The organism is Frankia torreyi (genome assembly GCF_000948395.1).
Lineage (GTDB): Bacteria > Actinomycetota > Actinomycetes > Frankiales > Frankiaceae > Frankia > Frankia torreyi.
Genome location: NZ_JYFN01000003.1, coordinates 1 through 20,419, shown reverse-complemented (window position 1 = coordinate 20,419; position 20,419 = coordinate 1). Strand labels below are relative to the sequence as shown.

The 20,419-nt window shown below is 73.2% G+C and carries 15 protein-coding genes and 1 tRNA gene; 8 read left to right on the top strand and 8 right to left on the bottom strand.

The window, feature by feature from the left end; genetic code table 11:
• Window positions 1-127: 127 nt before the first annotated feature.
• Window positions 128-1,003 carry an acyl-CoA thioesterase gene (locus FF36_RS02620; protein WP_242418131.1) on the top strand — a complete coding sequence of 292 codons (876 nt, stop codon included), beginning with the start codon at window positions 128-130 and terminating at the stop codon, window positions 1,001-1,003.
• A gap of 118 nt (window positions 1,004-1,121) precedes the next feature.
• Here the strand turns inward: FF36_RS02620 and FF36_RS02615 are convergent, their stop codons facing one another.
• Window positions 1,122-2,756: an MFS transporter gene (locus FF36_RS02615; protein ID WP_044883350.1), complete on the bottom strand. Its 1,635-nt coding sequence runs from the start codon at window positions 2,754-2,756 to the stop codon at window positions 1,122-1,124.
• Between the two features lie 112 nt (window positions 2,757-2,868).
• On the opposite strand from FF36_RS02615, the gene FF36_RS02610 reads away from it, so the two are divergent.
• Both FF36_RS02610 and FF36_RS02605 read left to right on the top strand, forming a co-directional pair.
• Window positions 2,869-3,702: a TetR/AcrR family transcriptional regulator gene (locus FF36_RS02610; RefSeq protein WP_044883488.1), complete on the top strand. Its 834-nt coding sequence runs from the start codon at window positions 2,869-2,871 to the stop codon at window positions 3,700-3,702.
• 87 nt (window positions 3,703-3,789) lie between these two features.
• Window positions 3,790-6,300 carry a hypothetical protein gene (locus tag FF36_RS02605; protein ID WP_052680918.1) on the top strand — a complete coding sequence of 837 codons (2,511 nt, stop codon included), beginning with the start codon at window positions 3,790-3,792 and terminating at the stop codon, window positions 6,298-6,300.
• A gap of 28 nt (window positions 6,301-6,328) precedes the next feature.
• Here FF36_RS02605 and FF36_RS02600 read toward each other — a convergent pair whose 3' ends face one another.
• The 4 genes from FF36_RS02600 to FF36_RS02585 all read right to left on the bottom strand — a co-directional run bounded on the left by FF36_RS02600 (window position 6,329) and on the right by FF36_RS02585 (window position 10,258).
• Window positions 6,329-6,832 carry a hypothetical protein gene (locus tag FF36_RS02600; protein ID WP_044883348.1) on the bottom strand — a complete coding sequence of 168 codons (504 nt, stop codon included), beginning with the start codon at window positions 6,830-6,832 and terminating at the stop codon, window positions 6,329-6,331.
• Window positions 6,833-7,051: 219 nt separating this feature from the next.
• Window positions 7,052-8,473, bottom strand: a complete 1,422-nt coding sequence (locus FF36_RS02595; RefSeq protein WP_044883487.1) for a winged helix-turn-helix domain-containing protein — start codon at window positions 8,471-8,473, stop codon at window positions 7,052-7,054.
• A 59-nt stretch (window positions 8,474-8,532) separates the two neighbouring features.
• Entirely contained in the window at window positions 8,533-9,513 is a 981-nt protein-coding gene (locus tag FF36_RS02590; RefSeq protein ID WP_044883347.1) for a zinc-binding dehydrogenase, read from the bottom strand.
• A 232-nt stretch (window positions 9,514-9,745) separates the two neighbouring features.
• Window positions 9,746-10,258: an NUDIX hydrolase gene (locus FF36_RS02585; protein ID WP_044883346.1), complete on the bottom strand. Its 513-nt coding sequence runs from the start codon at window positions 10,256-10,258 to the stop codon at window positions 9,746-9,748.
• Between the two features lie 238 nt (window positions 10,259-10,496).
• Here FF36_RS02585 and FF36_RS02580 point away from each other — a divergent pair, with 238 nt between their 5' ends.
• The 3 genes from FF36_RS02580 (at window position 10,497) to FF36_RS02570 (ending at window position 12,823) form a co-directional block, all read left to right on the top strand.
• Window positions 10,497-10,904, top strand: a complete 408-nt coding sequence (locus tag FF36_RS02580; RefSeq protein ID WP_044883345.1) for a TOBE domain-containing protein — start codon at window positions 10,497-10,499, stop codon at window positions 10,902-10,904.
• Between the two features lie 312 nt (window positions 10,905-11,216).
• Window positions 11,217-12,092 (top strand): ABC transporter permease, encoded by an 876-nt coding sequence (locus FF36_RS02575; protein ID WP_044883344.1) that lies wholly within the window; start codon window positions 11,217-11,219, stop codon window positions 12,090-12,092.
• Window positions 12,089-12,823, top strand: a complete 735-nt coding sequence (locus FF36_RS02570) for an ABC transporter ATP-binding protein (protein WP_044883343.1) — start codon at window positions 12,089-12,091, stop codon at window positions 12,821-12,823. Before FF36_RS02575 ends, FF36_RS02570 begins: the two co-directional genes overlap by 4 nt.
• 35 nt (window positions 12,824-12,858) lie before the next feature.
• Here FF36_RS02570 and FF36_RS02565 read toward each other — a convergent pair whose 3' ends face one another.
• Entirely contained in the window at window positions 12,859-13,665 is an 807-nt protein-coding gene (locus FF36_RS02565) for a DUF1918 domain-containing protein (RefSeq protein WP_044883342.1), read from the bottom strand.
• A gap of 120 nt (window positions 13,666-13,785) precedes the next feature.
• Complete coding sequence (locus tag FF36_RS02560) at window positions 13,786-15,318, bottom strand: phosphoribosyltransferase family protein (protein ID WP_044883341.1); 1,533 nt, start codon at window positions 15,316-15,318, stop codon at window positions 13,786-13,788.
• Window positions 15,319-16,538: 1,220 nt separating this feature from the next.
• Between FF36_RS02560 and FF36_RS02555 the strand changes: the two genes are divergently transcribed.
• Together FF36_RS02555 and FF36_RS02550 are read left to right on the top strand one after the other, a co-directional pair.
• Complete coding sequence (locus FF36_RS02555; protein WP_044883340.1) at window positions 16,539-17,240, top strand: hypothetical protein; 702 nt, start codon at window positions 16,539-16,541, stop codon at window positions 17,238-17,240.
• A 96-nt stretch (window positions 17,241-17,336) separates the two neighbouring features.
• Window positions 17,337-17,410 (top strand) — tRNA-Ala (locus FF36_RS02550).
• Window positions 17,411-17,649: 239 nt separating this feature from the next.
• Here FF36_RS02550 and FF36_RS02545 read toward each other — a convergent pair.
• On the bottom strand, window positions 17,650-19,242 hold the full coding sequence (locus FF36_RS02545) for a recombinase family protein (RefSeq protein ID WP_082121622.1): 1,593 nt from the start codon (window positions 19,240-19,242) through the stop codon (window positions 17,650-17,652).
• Window positions 19,243-20,419 lie beyond the last annotated feature (1,177 nt).

Here is a 20,419-nt window from a genome sequence, read left to right as displayed (position 1 = left end):
GGACCGTCGGCAGGCGCGGCGACCGGTCACCTGCCCGCGCCGAGCCGCGGCGCGCAGCGATCGCGTCCCTCGCGGCACCGGCCGTCGGCCGTCGCGAGAGAAGGGGTGCGATGTGGGTGGACGGTCCGTGGAGACCATCGATCCCCAGCGGGACGGTTCGGAATCCGCACGGCCCAAGTCGCTGGTACCGGTCAACGCCCCGGCGCCTGGCAGGCTTACGCTGAGCGACCTGCTGGCGGTGCTGGACCTGGGCGGGGACGTCCCTCCGGTGCCGGCCCGATGTCTGGTGAGCGCGCACGGCGGGATCCTCGGTGCGCAGTTGCTCGGTCAGCAGATCGTCCTCGCGGAACGCATGGCGCCGGGCAAGACGGTGCACTCGCTGCACACGATCTTCTCCCGCCCCGGGGACTGCCGGCAGCCGCTCTGGGTCGACGTCGAACGTCTCGCGCACGGCGGTTCGATCGACGCGCTGGCGCTGTCCTTCCGGCAGGGCTCGCTGCACATCTGCCGGGCGGACGTGATGCTGCGGGCCGCGGAGGCCGACTTCCTCAGCGTGCAGACGAGCCGAGTGGACCTGCCGGGGCCGGAGGCGGGGCTGCCGCGCCCGGATCGGCCGATGATGCCGTGGGAGGTCAGGGTGCTGCCGCGGGCGGAGCCGCACCGGCTCGACCAGTGGCAGCGGATCCCCGACGCGGGCGAGGACCCGACGATCTGGCGGGCCCTGCTGGCACATTCCTGCGAGTTGCTACCTCTGGCTGATCTGCTCGCGGCCGCGGGGATCCCGCCCCTGCCCGGAGAACGGCCGCAGGTCGCCGCAGCGGTGCTGTCCCAGACCGTCACGTTCCTCGATGACCTGGACGTCCGGGACTGGCACCTGTTCCAGGTCCGCACGGTGCACGCCGGTCACGGCCGCGCGGTCGGCCGCATCGAGATCTTCGGCCCGGACGGGGTGCAGCGGGCCGCCGCCGAGGTCGTCGGACTGCTGCGCTCGGCCCGCCCCTGACGTCACGTCCCGCCGGCTCCGACGCCCCGCCGCGGCGGGGCGTCGGAGTTCCTGGTCTTTCCAGAGGGTTCCGTGTCCGGTCCATCCCTCTGGAAAGACCAGGCAGCTCGACCCGAGGTCAGATCTCGGCGGTGTGGGCGACTGCCTGCTCGTCGGCGTCGGCGAGCTGGGCGTCGGCGAGCTGGGCCGGTGCCGGCGGCCCGGCGGCAGCCGGCTCGGGCCGGCGCAGCCGCGGCAGCAGGAACGCCACAGGGACTCCCACGGCGAAGACGCAGCCGCTGATGAACAGGCCGAGCGAGTACCCGGAGGTCAGCGCCTCGGGCGGCGCGATCCCATGGCGGAGCCGACTGTCGGTGTGATGCGTGGCGATCGTCGTCACGGCGGCGAGACCGACGGCCGCCCCGATCTGCCGCCCGGTGTTGATAAGCCCGGAGGCGAGCCCGGCGAGCCGCATCGGCACACCCGCGGTGGCCGCGGAGACCATCGAGACCATCGTGGTTCCCATGCCGAAGCCCATTACCGCGAGCGGGCCGAACACATGCGTCCAGTACGAGCCGCCCACCGTGATCGCCGACAGCCACAGCAGGCCCGACGAGCCCACGGCGGCGCCGAAGATGATGATCGGCCGTGGGCCGAGCCGACCGATCGTCCGCGTGACGAGCTGCGACGCCAAAATGATCATCAGTGGCATCGGCAGCATCGACAGCCCCGCCCGCAGCGGGCTGTAGTCCTCGACCCGCTGCAGGAACAGGGTGAGGAAGAAGAACACCGCGAACATCGCCGCGCCGAGGAGCGCCGCGACCACGTTGGCGACCGCGATCCCCGGATAGCGGAAGATGTTCAGCGGCACCAGCGGATTGGCCGTGGTGGCCTCGATCGCGACGAAGGCACCGAGGAGCACGACCGCACCGACCAGCAACCCGATCGTCACCGGCGAGCCCCAGGAGGAGGTCTCCGTGCGGACGATCGCGTAGACCAGCAGAACCAGGCCGCCCGTCACGGTCAGCGTGCCCGGCGCGTCGAGGTCGCGCAGGCGGCTGACCTGCCCCCGCGACTCCACGAGCACCACGCGGGCTGCGGCCACGAGCGCCACCCCGATCGGCACGTTGACGAACAGCACCCACCGCCAGTCGGCGACGTCGGTGAGGATCCCGCCGACGACCGTTCCGAAGGCACCGCCGCTGGCCGCCGTGGCACCCCAGGCGCCGAGCGCCCTGGTCCGCTCCCGGCCCTCCGCGAACGAGGTCATCAGCAGGCTCAACGTCGCCGGGGCCAGCACGGCGCCGCCGAGACCCTGCACCGCCCGGGCGATGATGAGCTGCGTCTCGGACTGGGCGAGGCCACCGGCGAGGCTCGCCAGCGTGAACAGCCCCAGCCCGAACACGAAGACCCGGCGCCGACCGAACAAGTCCGCCGCCCGGCCGCCGAACAGCAGCAGCCCGGCGAAGGCGAGGGTGTAGGCGTTCACCACCCACTGCAGACCGCCGGCCGACATGCCGAGATCGGTCTGCATCGCCGGCAGCGCGACGTTCACGATCGAGATGTCGAGCACCACCATGAACTGGGCCAGGCAGCACACCGCCAGCACGGCCCACTTCGCCCGGGGGGCCGGCGGCGCCGAACCGGCCGCGCCCCGACCACCCCCGACGGAGGCCTCGACGGACGCGGTGCCCCCGGGCACCCCCGCCGCCACCTGATCGGGACCGCCGACGCCGCTTGCGCCTGTTCCCTCCGAATGTGCCATTCCCAACATCCCCTCCTAGCAGCCGTCGTACACCGTACGAGGACTAGGGGCCACCCTACGCCGTACGATGTACCAACGGCAAAAACTGCTGTTCGGCTGCGTGTTCGGAGGTGACGAGGTCATGGCCGCGCCGACGGAACCGGCCGTCGGGCCGGGCGGGAGGCGCCGGGCGGGACAGGGTCCCCCACCGGGGTGCCGGTCCAGCCTGAGCCCCGAGCGGCTCGCGCTGGCGGCCATCGAGCTCGCCGACGCCGAGGGGTTGGCGGCCGTGTCGATGCGCCGGCTCGCCGCGAGCCTGGGCGTCGGGACGATGACGCTCTACTACCACGTGCGCGACAAGGACGAGCTCCTCGACCTGATGTGGAACGAGTTTCTCGGCGGGCACCTGCTCGACGACATCCCCGCCGACTGGCGCACGGCGCTGACCGAGATCGCCCGGCGGATCAGGCAGTCCTTCCAGCGCCACCCGTGGGCGCTGGGCGTCGCGGTCCGCCCCGCGCTCGGCCCCAACAAGCTGCGCTACCTCGAGCAGTACCTCACCGTCGCGTCGCGCATCACCGACGATCCGGACGAGCAGTTGCGGATCATCCACTCCGTCAGCGATCTGGTCGTCGGCTGCACGCTGCGGGAGCTCAGCGGCCAGGCGTACCGCGACCCGGACGAACCCGCGGGCGACCATAACGATGATCCTGCGCCGATGCTGGAACCGCAACCGGGTTTCGACGCGATCGTCGCCGCCGAGGAGCTGCCCCGGCTGCAGTCGCTGCGGACGGCCGGCTGCCGGCTGTTGACGCCCCGCTTCGAGCAGGCCCTGGGCTGGCTGCTCGACGGGATCGAGGCCGCTCATCCGGGCGCCCGGCCGGCGCCCCCGCGCCCCGTCGAGGCGGCCACGCCGACCCCGGACCTCGTGGGCACGGCGGCCACGACCCGGATGCATCCGAAGAAGGGGGCGTAGCGGCCTTCACGGACACGACCTGAGTAGCTACCGTCGGAGAGGTCGCACGCCGCCGGCCATCCGCGAGTCGCATTCGGGGCACCCACCATGACCGCTCGACTACCTCGCCACGTCGCACCGCTCGCCGCCGGCGAATCCTCGGCGCTCGGGCCTTATCCGCTGCTCGGCCGCCTCGACGCGGGCATCACGGGCATCGTCTACCTGGGCCGGGCGCCGGGCGGCGGCCAGGTGGCGATCCGTGCGCTGCATCCGGGCGACGCCCTGCGCGCCGACATGCGGGCCCGTTTCGCGGCGGCCGTCGACCGGGCCAGCGTGCTGTCCGGTCCGCACACCTGCGGCGTGCTCGACGCCGCGCCCGACGCGGACCGCCCATACGTGGTCACCGAGTTCGTCGGCGGGCCGACCCTGGCGCGCGAGCTCACCGAGCGGGGACCGCTGTCCGCCGACGAGATCGACCGGCTCGCCCGCACCCTGCTCGAAACCATCGACGCGGCCCACCACACGGTCGGCGCCCTGGGCGACCTGACGGCCACGGACGTCGTCCTGTCCGTCGTCGGTCCTCGCCTGGTCGACCTGGGGATCGCCGCCGCCCTGCGCCCGCTGCTACTGTCCACGGCCGCCGCCGGGCAGGGGGCCGCGACCGTGCCTGCGGCCGGCGGCGGCTACGTGCCCGGGTACGGCTACGGGCCGGCGGCGGGCGGCTGGGACGGGCCGGCCGCCGACATCGTGGCCTGGGCCGGCATCGTCGACCTGGCCGCCACGGGCAAGGCGTCCGGTTCGGTGGAGCCGGCGGGCCGCGGCGGCTGGCGGCGCGCGCAACGGCCCGAGCAGGACAGCCCGACCAGCCCCGGGGTGGCCCGCGCGCTGGCCCGGGTGCGACAGGCCGACGGTGCCTCGTTGCCCGACGTCTCCGAACTACTGGCCCTGCTTGCCGGTCCACGCCCTCGTTCGGGTCGCGCCGGGCGCGACCGCTCCCGCGCGATCTCCCGCCAGCAGGCCGTCACCGCGCGACTCACTCCGCCGCCGTCCCGCTCCGACGGTGGGAGTGGGGAGGTCAGGCCGGCCAGCGGTGGTCGCCACAGCACCGCCCGCGCGACCAGCCACGGGGGCACGCAGACTCGTAGCGGCACGCAGACCAGTAGCGACACGCAGACCAGTGGCGGGGACGGTCGCGGCGCCGGGAACGGCCTCGGCCGGGCGATCAGGCGGGCCGACCCGTTCGGACGAGCCCGCTCCGCCGAGCGGCGAGGGGATGCCGGACGGCGGGAGGATGCCGGACGGCGGGAGGATGCCGGACGGCGGGGAGACGCGGCCGGGGGCGGCCTACCGGACCTGCCCCACCTACCCGAGGTCAGCCTCACGCTGCCCCCGTTGCCGACCCTGCCACCGCCGCCGGTGCTCCCCCCGCCGCCGACGCCGTCGCAGCGGCCGGCGGGGCCCGGCCCCCGCCGGTCCGCCGCGGCAGACCGCTCGGAGCAGAGTGCCAGCCGCACGCACCCGACGCTGATCCTCCCGCCCGGCCAGGGCGCCACGGTGGGCGGCCAGTCCACCCCGTCCGAACGTTCGGCGGCCGCGGCGGGGGTGCGGCGGTTGCCACCGAACTCGCCGGACCCGGAGGAGGAGCGTCGGCGCCGTCCCCGGGCCCGCCCGGTCGCCGTGCTCGCGGTGGCGGCGGCGGCCGCGGTCGCGGCGGCCGCGACCGCCGCGGGGCTGGGTGGCTCCAGCGACGACGTGACCACCGGCGCGCAGGCCCCCCTGCACGAGAATCGCGCCGGGGACGGCACGGCCGGGAGCCGGTCCGCAGACCGGGTCGCGCCGGCGCCGGCGCACCCGTCCGCGGCGCCCGCGCCGGCGGGCTCCGCCGACTCCACGGACTCCACCGATCCCGCCGCCCCGACCGATCCCGGCGACGCGGCCACCGGCGCCCCGACCAGCCCCGGCGGCGGGGCGGCGCTCGCCCCGACCGAGTACGAGCAGCAGGAGGATCTCGCCGCCGAGGATTTCGCGCTGCACACGTTGCGGCTCGCCGCGGCCAGCCGTGCCGGGGACGCCGGTGCGGCTGGCGCGCCACTGGTCTCGGCCGATCGTCATCCCGCGCAAGGCGCCGGGCAGGCCCCGGTGAGCGCCCCGAACCCGGCCGTCCAGGCGCCCCAGGGGCTCCTCGTCACCCCCCTCACGCCGACCGAACGGCCCGCCGCGCAGCCTCCGGCGTCCCGGGTCACCGCACCGACGGGGCAGCCCGGCACGATCACGCCGGGCACGGCCGGCACGGACCGCGTTCCGGCGGCGCCCGTGGCCGCCGCGGCGGGGCTGCCGGCCGCGAGCGGCGGTGCGGCCCCGGCTGCCCGGCCGGCCCAGGCCCAGCAAGCACCCCCCCGAACCCAGGCCCAGAGCCAGCCGCAGAGTCAGAGCCAACCGCAGAGTCAGAGCCAGGCGCCGGCGCGCACCCAGACCCAGACCCAGGCGCAGGCTCCAGCCCAGGCACAGGCCCCAGCCCAGGCGCAGCCTCCGGCCGCGGGGACCGCCGGCACCTCGGCCGCGCCCAAGAGCGGTCTCACCCCGGTCCAGGTGGGCATCGTCCCGCTCACTCCCCGCTGACGGTCCGGCCGCCGGCTGGCCGGCGCTGTCAGTCCTCGGCGTCGGGTCTCGCCGAGCGACGCACGGCACCAGCCGGCCAGATGATCTCTACGGGCCGGCGCCGTAGCCGGGCGTAATCGACGACGTCAGCCGTACCCCCGTAGCCGCGGGCCGGCAGACCGTCCCAGACCGCGATGATCCGGTCTGAGGCGTCGACGAGAACCCGGCTCGCCGCCATCAGGCTGGCCAGGTCCGGGGTCGGGCGGTCCTGCCGACGAACCTCGGCGGAGCAGCGCAGCAGGCGGTCGAAGTCCCGGCGATGCGCGGCGGGTTGGAAGTCGCGGTACCCGTCCGCCGGGATCACGGAGATCAGCCGGCCGCCGAGAGCGAGCACGACGTCGGCGACGATGGTGTCCGCGCCCTCGGCGAGGCAGGTCATCCCGGCGAAACCGGCGTCGGCGAGGGGCGTGAGCAGCCGGCGCGCCTGCGCGGCCACGTAGCGGGCCTGATCCCCGGTGAGCCCCCGGTGGCCCGTCACGCCGACGACGACCACACCGTCACCCCTCCCGGCGACGGCCGCGTGAGCAGTCCGCGAACCGGTTCGCGCCGGTCGGCATCGGCATCGGCATCGGCATCGAGGGCCACTCTTGCAAAGTAGCGGCGCCGGCCGCGCTCCCAAGGCCGCGCGGCCAAAGCCACGCTGCCAAAGCCGTGATCCCAAAGCCGTGATCCCAAAGGCGCGCTGCCAAAGCCGCCGGGTGGACCGGCGCGCTCAGCCGGCCGCGCCGAGGGCCGCGACCGCTCGGGTCAGTGCGGGGGCCAACGTCCCGTTCGCGACGACCTCGATACGGTCGAGGCCCAGCCAGCCGGCGAGCGCGGCGAGTTCGGCGGCGAGCTCGCCGGCGACCGTCGCCGGACTGCCCGGATCCGGACCGTCCGACGCTGAGCCGGCCGGATCCGAACCGCCCAGATCCCGACCGGCCAGATCCCGACCGGCCAGATCCCGACCGGCCAGATCCCGACCGGCCGCGACGACCGACGGCTGACCTGCCCGACCTGGCCGAACCGAACGGCGCGGGGCCGGGATGTCCGAGCCGGGATCGGGTTCGTGCCAGGCCGCCGCGACCCGCAGGACCCTCGCCGCCCGGTCTGCCTTGAGGTCGACCCGGGCCGCGAGTCGATCCCCGAGCAGGAAAGGCAGTACGTAGTAGCCGTACCGCCGCTTCGGCGCGGGTGTGTAGAGCTCCAGGACCAGATCCATCCCGAACAGGCGACGGGTGCGGGCACGTTCCCAGACCAGCGGGTCGAAGGGGGACAGCAGGGCACGAGCGGCGGCCCGGCGGGCGACGGTGAGCTCCGGGCGGGCGTACGCCCGCCCGGACCAGCCGGCCACCCCCACCTCCACCAGCTCCCCGTTCTCCACCACCTCGGCGAGGCGGGGCCTCGCCACCGCGGCGGGCAGCCGGAAGTAGTCGGCGAGGTCACCTGCGGTCGCCACCCCGAGGCGGTCGGCGGCGTGGCCGAGCAGGATCCGGACGGCCTCGTGCGGGTCGGGGGTCGGCAGGCCGAGAACGGCCGGTGGGATCACTCGCTCCGGCAGGTCGTAGAGCCGTTCGAAGGATGCGCGGCGGCCGGCGACGCAGAGTTGGCCCGTCCACATGAGGTACTCCAGGGCCCGCTTGCCGTCCGCCCATCCCCACCAGCCCCCACCGCCGCGGCCGGGTTCGGCCAGGTCGGCGGCGGCGAGCGGGCCGCGGTCACGGACCTGGGCCAGCGCGTCGGCCACGTAGTCGGCGCGCTCCCGGCCGAACGCGGCGACCCCCCGCCACAGGCCCTCGCCGGCCAGCGCCGCCGCCGCCCGCCAGCGGAACAGCGGCTCCCAGGCGACCGGGACGAGCGAGGCCTCGTGCGCCCAGTACTCGTAGGCGTACCGCTCGACCTGGACGAGCCGGTCGAACATCTCCCGAGAGTACGGTCCCAACCGCGACCAGCCGGGAAGGTAGTGCGCCCGGGCCAGCACGTTCACCGAGTCGATCTGCACGACCCCGACCTGGGCGAACAGGGCCCGCAGGTGCCGACGATCGAGCCGGCCGGTCGGCCGTGGACGAGCCAGCCCCTGAGCCGCGAGGGCCGCCCGGCGCGCCTGGGATCCGGTCAGCAGCACCAGCGCGTCGCCCGTCCCTCGAACCGCCACCACCGCAACACTACGATCCCCGCCCGCTCCGCCCGGGGCTCAGGGGGGCTCGGTGGGGATCAGGGGATCAGGACGACCTTGCCGGTCGTCGCGCGGGTTTCCAGGGCGGCATGGGCGGCCGCCGCCTCGGCCAGCGGGAAGGTCTGCACGGCTGGTACCAGGGTGCCGGCGGCCGCGGCGGCGAGCGCGGCCTCCTCCAGCGCCGCCAGCCCACCGGGCCGGCGGAACATCCGCGGGCCGAGGACGGAGGCGACCAGCAGGCCACGTTCCGTCACGTCCTCGGTGGTGATGGCGGTGGGCGACCCGGCCGACCAGCCGAACGTGTAGTAACGGCCGGCCGGTCCGATCAGCTCCAGGGCGGCGCGGCCGGCGGCGCCACCCACCCCGTCCAGCGTCACGGTCACGGTGCGGCCGTCGAGGGCGGCCCGGACGGCGTCCGGCCAGTCGGGGAGGGTGTAGTCGACGGCGATGTCGGCGCCGAGGCGGCGCGCCGCGGCGACCTTCGCGGCTCCCCCGGCGATGGCGACGGCGGTCGCCCCGACGCCGCGGGCCGCCTGGACGAGCAGGCTGCCGATGCCGCCGGCCGCGGCGGTGATCAGGACGACGTCCTCGGCGGTCAGCTCGGCGACGTCGAGGATGCCGATCGTGGTGCGACCGGTGCCGATCATCGCCACGGCGGCGGGGGCGTCGAGGCCGGGCGGGATGGGATGGATGCTGTCCACCTCGCGGACGGCAAGCTGGGCGTATCCCTGGCCGGTCAGGCCGAGATGGGCGACGACACGCCGGCCGAGCCACCCCTCGTCGACGCCCGGCCCGACGGCGTCGACCGTGCCGGCGACCTCCCGCCCTGGGATGGTCGGCAGCTCGGGGCGCTGGAACGGGCCACCGGCCGAGCCCTGCCGCAGGATGGTGTCGACCAGGTGAACGCCGGCCGCGGCCACCGCGACGCGCACCTGGCCGGCCGCCGGCACCGGATCGTCGACCTGCTCGTAGCGGAGATTGCCCGCCGGGCCGAACTCGTGCAGCCGGACTGCGTACATGATCCGTCCTCCAGGTCGCGGTCGGGGCCGGGTGGCCACGGGCCGCGCCGATGTGCCCACGAGGCGGCGCCGGCCCGTGACCGAACGCTAGAACCTGAAGTCGGATTGAGGTCAACCACGCCGCGAGGTCACCTACTCGGTGAGACCGACCACGCCTTGCGGTCAACCACGCCGTGATGCCGGCCACGCCTTGCGGTCGGCCATGCCTCGGCGGTCGGCCACGCCTCGGCGGTCAGCGGCCGCTCGCCCCGTACCAGGCCGGTCGGGCGTGCAGCAGCCACTCGGGGATGAGCTGGCGCAGGGTGGCGGGGCGCAGATCCAGGTCGGGGAGGCTCACGAGGGACGCCGAGACGATGTCCAGGTCGTCGAGCCTGGTGCCGAACTCGCCGGCCCAGGACCGGTCGACCGCGAAGACGACGTCAAGCACCCGGACCCGCTCTCCGCGCTCGATCGCAGTTCCCTCGAGGCAGCCGGCGAACGTGAGATGGTCGAGTTCGATGCCGGCCTGCTCATCGAGCAGGCGGCGCAACGCCCCCTGCACCGTCTCCCCGGCCTCGACCCGGCCACCGAGCAGGTGGAACCACGTCTGGCCGCGTTCGTTGGCGAGCAGGATCCGGTCACCCTCGACCAGCAGCGCGCGGACGTTGATCCGCACCGGCGCCGCGACCGGATCCGTGGGGTCGACGGCCGGGCCGTCGGCGGTGCTGGCGGTGGCGGTGGCTAACGGGCGAGCGGACGGTGTCACGGGCGCTCCAGGGACGGGGATCGGCGGACGGGGCAACATCCGCATGGTGCCCCGTCGGGGCGGATGCTTGGGCGCCAACCGGTCATCCCGCCGGGGACGGGCCGGCCGAGGCCACGAACGGGCCGACCCCGCCGCACCGGAGGAGCTCCGCGTAAGCGGAAGAAACGCCGCCAAAATCACCGCAAATTCGGGTTATGCGCGTCGAACTCGCCGAAGCTACCGGGCTACCATCACAAGCATGCCGAGATTCCGGATCAGTGAGGCGGCAGCGCTGCTCGGTGTCAGCGACGACACCATCCGCCGATGGGCGGACAGCGGCCGACTGCCTACCGTCCTGGACGACGCCGGTCGCCGAGCGATCGAGGGCGCCAACCTGGCCGAGTTCGCCAAGGATATGGCAGGAGACCAGACCAGTACAGCGACGCCCGTCGTCGCCGAGTCCGCCCGCAACCGATTCCCCGGGATCATCACCCGGGTCACCCGGGACACGGTGATGGCCCAGGTCGAGATCCAGGCCGGCCCGCACCGGCTGGTCTCCCTGATGAGCCGGGAGGCCGCCGACGAGCTCGGGCTCGAACCCGGCGTCCTCGCGGTCGGCGCGGTGAAGTCGACCAACGTCGTCATCGAGATGCCCGACCGCCGCTGACCGTCCGGCGGCCCGGGTCCCGCGGGTGGCCCGCTCTGCAACGGATCACTCACCTGCTCCGCAACGGATCACCTGTGCTGCAACGGATCACCAGAGTCACCAGGGAGAGGGGCCCCGCCGGCGATGACGAGTCCAGGCGATGCCTCGCTCCCGTGGGCCGCTCCGGCGCAGCGGGCCGTGACCGGTTGGCGGCTAGCACTGCGCGCGCGAAACCGGTCGAGGGGCGGCTCCGCGGGCGCACCGGAGAGCCTGGTAGCCGGTCCGGATCGCGGCCTGGATCGCGATCCGGACCGGCGACCCCGCCCGCGGGCGATGGGCCGTACCGCCCGCCGGGAGACCCGCCGCCGGGCGCCGTGGGCGCTGTGGGTGCCCGGGGCGGTCGCCGCGTTGTTCCTGCTCCTGCCGCTCGTCGGCCTGCTCGTCCGGGCCCCCTGGTCCGGGCTACCCGATCTGATCACCAAGCACAGCGTCCGCGAGGCACTGTTGCTGTCGTTGGAGACCGCCACCGCGGCGACGGCGTTGTCGCTGGTGTTCGGCATTCCGCTCGCCTGGCTGCTGGCCCGGACCAGGTTCCCGGGTCGCTCCCTGCTACGGGCGCTGGTCACGCTGCCGCTGGTGCTGCCGCCCGTCGTCGGCGGCGTGGCGCTGCTGCTGGCCCTGGGCCGGCGCGGCATTGTCGGGCAGCGCCTGGACGACTGGTTCGGGATCACCCTGCCCTTCACCACCGCCGGAGTGGTGATCGCGCAGACCTTCGTGGCGATGCCCTTCCTCGTCGTCTCGGTCGAGGGCGCGCTGAACAGCGCCGATCGCCGCTTCGAGGACGCCGCCGCCACCCTCGGCGCGGGCCCCTGGACCACGTTCCGCCGGGTGACCGTCCCGCTGGTCGCGCCCGCCGTCGCCGCCGGGGCCGCGTTGTGCTGGGCCCGCGCCCTCGGCGAGTTCGGCGCGACGATCACCTTCGCCGGCAACTTCCCCGGCACCACCACGACGATGCCACTGGCCGTCTACCTGGCGCTGGAGACGGACACCGACGCCGCCATCGCGCTGTCCCTCGTCCTGCTCGCCGTCTGCGTCGCGGTGCTGGTGGCGCTGCGCGCGCGGTGGTTCCCGGGCGCCCGGCGGCTGCTACGGGGCCGGGCATCCCGCCCGACACCGGTGGCCGTCGGCCCTGAGGGAGGACTCGGGTGAGCGCCGGCACGCCGGGGAGCACGCAGTCCGACCCGTCCAAGCCCGGGCCCGAACCGGCGTCGGAGACGGGCGGCCTCGATGCCCGCGTGACGGTGCGCCGCGGCCAGTTCGTCCTCGCCGTCGACGTCCAGGTCGCCCGGGGGGAGACGGTCGCCGTTCTCGGCCGCAGCGGTGCCGGCAAGAGCACCCTGCTGCGCACGCTGGCCGGGCTGCTCCCGCTCGACGAGGGACGGATCACGCTGGCCGGACAGGTCCTCGACGACCCCACGCAACACCGCTTCGTCCCGTCCGAGCGCCGCCCGGTGGGCGTCGTGTTCCAGGACTACCTGCTGTTCCCGCACCTGCGCGCCCGCGACAACGTGGCGTTCGGGGTGCGGGCCCGCCTCGGCCAGGGCCGCCGGCACGCGCGCGAACGGGCGGATTCGTGGCTGGAGCGGTTCGGGATCGGCGAGCTCGGCGACCGCCGCCCCGGGGCTCTGTCCGGCGGCCAGAGCCAACGGGTGGCGCTCGCCCGCGCGCTGGCCACGGAGCCTCGCCTGCTGCTGCTCGACGAGCCGCTGGCCGCACTGGACACCACCACCCGGGGGGAGGTCCGGGCGTTCCTGCGCACGGTCCTGCCGACGCTGTCCGCACCCGTACTGATCGTCACGCACGACCCGACCGACGCCGAGGTCCTCGCCGACCGCACGATCGCCTTCGAGGGCGGCCACGTGGTGGACACCGCGGCCTGACCCCGCGGCGGGTGCCGGTCGGCGAGCTCGTGACCCTAGCGGGTGCTGTCCGCGACCGCCCGCTCGCCGCCACGGCGGATCTCCGCGTCCGGGCCGGGGTACACGAAGCTGACATGCCCGGTGTCTGACCAGCGCACAGCGAACGGCGGGTCACCCGCGTCCGTCCGGGCCTCGAAGATCTCCCCGAGCCGGTCCGGTGCCCTGGGTACGTGGCTGTGAACCACCAGGGTGTCTCCGGGGTGCGCGTGCAGCGCGGTCCGTCGACGGGCGGGCGCGGCGAAATCGGCCATGCGGACGGCCGCCGTGGTGGTCGTGGTCGTGGTCGTCACTCGTTCCGTCACGACCGGCGCCGCCGCCTCGCGGTGCGGGGCGAACGTCTCCTCGCACAGCGGATGCACCAGGTCCGCGATCTCCCGCTCGCTGCGGATCAGCAGATCGTCGACGGAGACCAGGCCGACGATGCGCCGGCCGTCCAGCACCGGCAGCCGCCGAATCGCGTGATCCCGGAAGATCTCGTAGGCCCGTTCGACGCCCATGCCGGCGGGCACGGTGATGACCTCGGTCGTCATCAGCGCGTCGATCCGGCCGTCCGGCCCGATCCCCCGCGCCACCCCGCGCAGGACGATGTCACGGTCGGTCACGATGCCGACCAGTCGATCCCCGACCTGCCGCTCCCCCGCCTGCCGGTCATCGACCTGCCGCTCCGCCGCCTGCCGGTCATCGTCGACGACGAGCAGCGCGCCGACGCCCGTTCGCCCCATCTTCCGGGCCGCCTCGCTGATCGTGGTGGCTCTCGCCACGGTCACCGGCGGCCCGCTGACCACCGAACCGATGTAGGCCATGCCTAGCCCCTCTCCGCCCGACGCCCCGCCCGGGTGGGCCATGCGCTCCCCTTGACGTCGTTCCCCCATTTCGGGGAGCACGCACACGATTACGCAAAGGTGCTTGACGAACGAGGTCGGTCAGACCTGGTGTGCGTGGCCCAGCAGGGTGAGGTGGTCGACGAACCAGTCCCGGGCGAGCGCGGCCACCCGCTCCAGCGCGCCCGGCTCGCTGAAGAGATGCGTCGCGCCCGGCACGATCTCCAGGCGACTCGCGCAGCCGGTGAGCCGCTCCCGCGCCCGCCGGTTCAGCTCGAGGACCTGTTCATCGAGCCCGCCGACGACGAGCAGGGTCGGCGCCCGCACCGCCGGCAGCGCATCCCAGGCCAGGTCCGGCCGCCCGCCCCGGGAGACGACGGCGGCGACGTCGAAGGCGGGTTGCTGGGCGGCCTCGGCCGCGGCGGACAGCGCCGCCGCGGCGCCGGTGCTCGCGCCGAAGTAGCCCAGCGGTAGGGCGGCGGTCGCGGACACCTCCCGCAGCCAGGCGGTCGCGGCAAGCAGGCGCCGGGCGAGCAGCCCGATGTCGAACACGTTCCCGACGTCGCGCTCCTCGTCCGGGGTCAGCAGATCGAACAGCAGCGTGGCGAGCCCCGCGGACGCCAGGGTGTCGGCGACGAAGCGGTTACGCGGGCTGATGCGGCTGCTGCCGCTGCCGTGCGCGAAGACGACCACCCCGCCCGGCTGCGGGGGCACGCTCAGCCGCCCGGCGAGCCGCACCAGATCCGCCGGAATCGACACCTCCACGACCCGGCCCGTCCCGGGCCCCCCACCGTCACAGGCACCCTCCGCTGGGGCACCCTCCGCTCGGGCGGTCTCTCCGCAGGCGGTCTCCGCTCGGGCGGTCTCCCCGCGGGCACCCTCCGCTCGGGCGGCCTCCCCGCAGGCGTTCTCCGCTCGGGCACCCTCCACGCGGGCGGCCTCCGCACGGGCGTCCTCCACCGGATCGGCATCGCGATTTCCGGTCGCGCCCCCCGGACGGCGGGCAGCGGCCCGGCGCAGCAGATCGGTGACCTCTTCGTCCGGTGTCTGATCGAAGTCGGCGTAGAACTCGCCGATGCCGAAGAAGCTCGCCGGCTCCTGGACGCAGATCACCTCGTCGGCCTGCCGGCGCAGCCAGTCGACGCGGTCACGGGCGGCGACGGGGGTGGCGAGCACGACCCGCTCCGCCCCCTGGGCCCGGACGACCCGGCAGGCGGCCAGCGCCGTCGAACCGGTCGCGATCCCGTCGTCGACGATGACCACCGTGCGGCCGGCGAGGGGGATCCGCGGCCGGCCGTCCCGGAAGCGCCGGGCGCGCCGCTCCAACTCGGCCGCCTCCCGCGCCTCGACCTCGGCGAACGCGCCCGGACCGACGTTGGCCAGCCGCAGGGTCTCCTCGTTGACGACCCGCACCCCGCCCTCGGCGATCGCGCCCATGGCGAGCTCGGGCTGGAACGGCACACCGATCTTGCGGACAAGGATCACGTCCAGTGGCGCATCCAGGGCCCGCGCCACCTCGTACCCGACCGGGACCCCGCCGCGGGGCAGCCCCACGACGACGACATCCTGGCCGCGCAGGTGGGCCAGCCGTGCGCCGAGCTGCCGGCCCGCCTCCACCCGAGTGTTGAAGATCACGACCGTCTCACCGTCCCTCGTTCCGACTGGACGTCTGTGCCGTCGTGATTCCCGGGAAGGCCAGGTTCGATCCGCCCTGGGCCACATCCGCACCGCCCGATCGGGCCCCACCGAGCCCGATGCCCGCGGAGCACCGCTACCAACCCGGTATCCCCTGGTCGGACCATCCGGCCGACCGGTCCCGGGGTCTCGGTCCGGTCCCGGCCTCGGTCCGGCCCCGGGGTCTCGGTCCCGCCGAGCGCGGTGGCCGCCGGACAGGCGCCAAACGCCGGCCGCCTTGCCAGGCTGGCATGGGGGAACCCCCTCGCGTGGGTCGACCGTGCGATCGGCCGTGCCCGATCCACCGCGGCCAGCGACCAGGCCCGGTCCGCCCTGGCCGCCCTGGCCGGCCGCCGCAGCCGGCCGCCGACCGCTGACCGCCGGCCGCGGCTGGTCGCCGGATCGCGGGGACGCGGCACGCGCCGGAACTGCGCGGACAGGCGTGCGCCCGCGCCGCCCCCACCGCCTGGCCTGAACTCGCCGGGCCGACGGGATGCCTCACGGGAGCTGTTACGGGAGGACCACTGGGAGACGCCCGGCACGGCCGCCGGACCATCGCGGCCGGCCTCGTCCCGGTCAGCCCCGAACCGCCCGCCGGGTGTCTGCGCGTCGGCACCCGAATCGGCCCCCATGCATAATGGAGAGGTGACGCTCCGTTTGCAGCACGGCGCCGCCCCTCACCGGGGGTGGCGAGTGGTCTGTCGTCCCGGGAGCTGTCCGTGTTGTCCCAGCCCTCGCGCCCACTGAGGCTCGCCGCCAGCGTGACGAGCCGGTCGGCCCGATAGTTTCGGGGCCGGCCCGGGTGCGAGGGGCCTCGGAGTTCGGTGCATCGAACCTGGGCGCAAGACCATCCTGACCGGCGGGCCGACCCCCGCTGATCGTCCGTCGTCCCGGTCACCGGCCCCGCAACGAGCCGGCAGCGCCCACGGACCGCCACCTCCGGTCGCAGTGGCGAGAGGCACCGCTCCGTCATCTCCCGCCGAACGCGGGCATCCGGCGTTTGCCGACGTCTGCCGAGGATTCGCGACATGCCGCAGGCCACGGCGACCGATCCGGCTTCGGATCGGCTCGCCGGTGGCCTGCCGCGCGCGATGTCCCGGCCCCAGGTCCGGCCGGCAGTTCGCCGATCCTCCGGTGGGAGTCCCCCGACGTGCGTATCGATCAGGAAGGCAGCATCCGCCGTGTCCTTCAAGGCGTGGATGGCCCGTCTGCGGGACGAGGGATACCTCGTCTGCCCGGGCAGCTCCGCGGTGCCGGTCGAGATACGAGGCGTCCGCCCGGACGGAGTCGGCCTGCACTTCCGTTGCCGGGGCACGTCCGTCCGGCTCGCCGTGTACCGGCCCGGTCGGGCGGCGTGGCAGGTAGCCGTCCGGGACGAGGGATGGTGCCCCGAGGAGGCCCTGCAACTGTGGGCCCACCGCCCCCTCGACGGCCCACCGCCGACCGCCGACGCGCGACTGGCCTTCCCCGGGGACGCCGGGCCGGACCAGGAACTCGTCGTCGACGGCGCCCGCGCGTGGGGCTGGTCCCGCCACGAGGCGGGCCTGCTGCGACCGACCGCCGCCGCCTACCTGTTCGACCACCTCCTCGCGACCCTCGTCGGCTCCGGAGCGCAGGAGGCCCTCGGCATCCGGGGCCAGGGCGGCTGGGCCACCACCCCCGATCGTCCCGTCGGCGCCGGCGTGGCGCCTGCCCGCACAGGCTCCCCGGCCCGGCGCCCAAGCACCCCGCGCCGGGCCGGCACCGCCGTCACAGTCGGCGCCGCGGAACACCCCGGCCGCCGCGCGGACCTCACCGAGGTGGCCCTCCCCGCCGCCCGCTCCGAGAGGCGCGACGAGGCCCGCTCCGAGGCCCACAGCGACCGCACGGTCCGGATCGGCTGACCTCGCCCCGCGAGCTGGCGGACGGATGGCGATGCACTCCGGACGGGGGTGGTCGTCACACAGCCCCCGCCATCCTGTAAGCTTCGGTTACTTCCAGGGGGTGTAGCTCAGCCTGGTAGAGCGCCTCCCTCGCACGGAGGAGGCCAGGGGTTCGAGTCCCCTCACCTCCACAAGAGTGGTGAAGTTCGAAACATGATCTTCCCCTCTCTTGAGCTGATAGGGCGTTGCGCCGTTCGGATAGATGCCGAGCGGCGCTTTCGCATGCCCGCTACGGGGTCTGGTGTCATCGTGGACAACCGTAGGTGCGCCCTTGGTGGGGATATGTAGGTCTGGGCTTTCCGGCTGGTCTGTGGCGTTCTGAGCCTTGATCAGATCTTGGATCTCCTGACTCAGCAGTGCGGCAAGATCATCACCGAGGAGTTGGGCCAGCGGCGGGAACAGGTCCGCCCCGTGGATTCCCTTGTCGATGATCCAGAAGCGTTTGAAAACCGCTTGGTTGAGTTGGCGTTTCACGAGTGCCGGGGCAGTGGTGTAAAGGGCGTGGCTGTCCTCGCACAGACTCAACAGTCGGTCGAGAACCGCGCCGATCGACTGCCATTCGCTTTCGCAGGCGCGGAGCATGGCGCGCCTTACCAAGGTCGCGGTCGATCCGCTGCTGCTCCTCCTTCAGGAGTTCCTCGCCGATGGCGCCGTTGTAGTAGGCGCGCATGCATGAGCGCCGTTCGTCTTCGAGTTCGCCGATGCGGCGTTTCTGCCGATCGGCCTGTTCGCTGCCGTTCGTCACGAGGGATTGCGCACCGTCGAGCACGATGTCACGAATCCGCGCCTTCTGCCGTGACGTGATCTCGACGCGGCGCCACCAGTCCGCCACGAGCTGTTCCACCACATCGATCATCACGTAGGGCTGTCGGCACTTTCCGGGTTTCCGGCCGAGGCAGTAGAAGTACGGGTAGGTTCCGCCGTGCCGGCCGGTCGCGTTCGTGATCCCGAACTTCGACCCGCAGTAGCCACAGAACAGGCTTCCCTTCAATGGATGAAAGTGCTTCTGTGGCTTGTCGCCAGCAGTCGCACGGGATTTCAGGAGCCCCTGCACTCTGATGAACGTTCTTTCGGCGACGAAGGTGGGATGCCGGCCGTTCGGATATTCGACCCCGTCGAAGGTGACAACGCCGACGTAGTACCGGTTCGTCAGGATCTTGTGAACGTGGGAGGAATGTAGCGGTCGTTCCGGGCGTTTCCCTGCGGCGCGGTTGGTCAGACCACGATGGTTGAGTTCCTCGGTCAGGCTGTCCACCGTCCATGCGCCCGTGGCGAACTGCTCGAAGGCCCATTGCACGAGTCGCCACCGGTCGTCGTCCAGGATGACATCGGCGATGTTCCGTCCCTCACTGCGGATCCGCACGTTGAGATAGCCGATCGGAGCAAGTCCCGGGGTGCCCCCGTTCGCGGCTTTCTGCCGCATCTTGTAGCTGATGTCTTTCCCACTGGCGGCAGACTGATACTGGTTGATCACGGCGAGCATGCCGTGGAGGAGTTCACCGGCCGGTGTCTCGTCGATGTTCTCCGTCGCGGACACGAGAACAACCCCGAGATTCCGCAGCCGCAGCGTGAAAGCGGCATCCTCGTACCGGTCCCGCGCAAACCGGCTGAGCTGGTAGACGATCACGATATCGACGTCTCGGTCCCGCTCGATCCGGGCGATCATGTCGCGGAACGCTTCGCGTCGTTCGAGATTCTTGTGCGCCGAGGCGCCCGGCTCGACATATTCGCCCACCATGTCGGCATTCAACGTCTCGGCTTTCGCCCCGCAGGCGACGCGTTGCGCCGGAATCGAGATGCCTTCCGGATCGTAGTCGGTGCGAACCTGCGACTTCGTCGACACCCGAAGATAAAAGATCGCCCGCAGTCGTCGGGAAGACGATGCGGACAGCGGCACATTGGATTCCGGGATGAGTTTCGGGGGCATGGGCACACCCTTTCTCGTGGTGATCGTCGCGGGCATGATAGCACGACGTGACCCTACGAAAACCGGCTCTCCGAGTCGTTACCAAGCCTCTCGGATTCTCCTGTACGGGCCGATGGAATTCCCCCGGCACCGTTCTCCGACCCTTCGCGGACAAGGATGTCCGCCCAGGCGACTATCGCGGCGGCAAAGTCATCGCAGTTGATTTCCGGCTGATATTCGGCGAGGATCTGAACCTTGTCACGGCGTGCCGCTTCCAACGAGCCGATACCCGTTTCTCTCGCGTGATCCGGATCATCCGAGGAATGCCGATGTCCGCACGGGCAGCGGTAGCCGCGCCACGGCACGTCGCCCCCGCTCCACGCGGGCACGCGCCCGACAGCGACCCCACGGCCGCTACGGCTACCCCGACCCGTCCGCCCAGCTCAGACCGGCGGACAGGCCGTCGCACCCGTCAGCGACGCCGCTACCCCGTAGCGGACATCCCGCTACCGTCACACAGAGTGAATAGCCCGCCGGCTAAGGTGATCCACCGCGCCATGTGTACCCGGGTTTCCGCCCGACCCTCGTGGATTCTCCAGGGACGGACACGACCACGAGAAGACGACGCACGCCGGTCGCCGAGGAGAGGCGCGTGCCACGACCTGCCGCGCCCGCCCGACGCACCGAACGGCCAACGAAGATCCACAACGATGTCATACCCACCCACTTCACAGGAGCCGGACTGACGATCATTCGAAGCGGCGCACGGCAGGGCACACCGATCCGAACCTAATTATCCCACTACGGAGAATCGGATAACAGAGCCGAGAGCCGGGACGAAAGGCATGGTTTGAACACGGAAAGCCGAGTCCACGATCAAGATGTGCGGCAGTGCTCCGACCGGGCGCGTGACGGCTCTCGATCGGCCGGCCGGACCGGTGTGCACGAGGGTGTGCACGGATCGTGCAACGCGCCGTGCACCGGTGTGCACGAGGGTGTGCATGCACGGCCCCAACGCGCGTGCGCGCGTCTGCGCGCGTTGGGCGTCCGGCCGCCCCCGGCGTGCACGGCGACCGACCCGACGATCACCGACGCCCAGGACGCGCCGAACCATCGCCCCGACACAAGCGATCGCCAGGCACACGAATATTCGCCTCGGAAGTGTCCGACCGAACGATCGCGGGTGGTCGGCACGGCAGCCACGGCGCCGTATCCTGAGGATGACTTGCGCACG

Bases quoted from the DNA above. Each gene is read 5' to 3' on its own strand.
- FF36_RS02580 (WP_044883345.1), top strand. From the start codon at position 10,497: ATGCCGAGATTCCGGATCAGTGAGGCGGCAGCGCTGCTCGGTGTCAGC.
- FF36_RS02605 (WP_052680918.1), top strand. From the start codon at position 3,790: ATGACCGCTCGACTACCTCGCCACGTCGCACCGCTCGCCGCCGGCGAA.
- FF36_RS02590 (WP_044883347.1), bottom strand. From the start codon at position 9,513: ATGTACGCAGTCCGGCTGCACGAGTTCGGCCCGGCGGGCAATCTCCGC.
- FF36_RS02610 (WP_044883488.1), top strand. From the start codon at position 2,869: ATGGCCGCGCCGACGGAACCGGCCGTCGGGCCGGGCGGGAGGCGCCGG.
- FF36_RS02575 (WP_044883344.1), top strand. From the start codon at position 11,217: ATGGGCCGTACCGCCCGCCGGGAGACCCGCCGCCGGGCGCCGTGGGCG.
- FF36_RS02615 (WP_044883350.1), bottom strand. From the start codon at position 2,756: ATGTTGGGAATGGCACATTCGGAGGGAACAGGCGCAAGCGGCGTCGGC.
- FF36_RS02545 (WP_082121622.1), bottom strand. From the start codon at position 19,242: ATGCCCGCGACGATCACCACGAGAAAGGGTGTGCCCATGCCCCCGAAA.
- FF36_RS02565 (WP_044883342.1), bottom strand. From the start codon at position 13,665: ATGGCCTACATCGGTTCGGTGGTCAGCGGGCCGCCGGTGACCGTGGCG.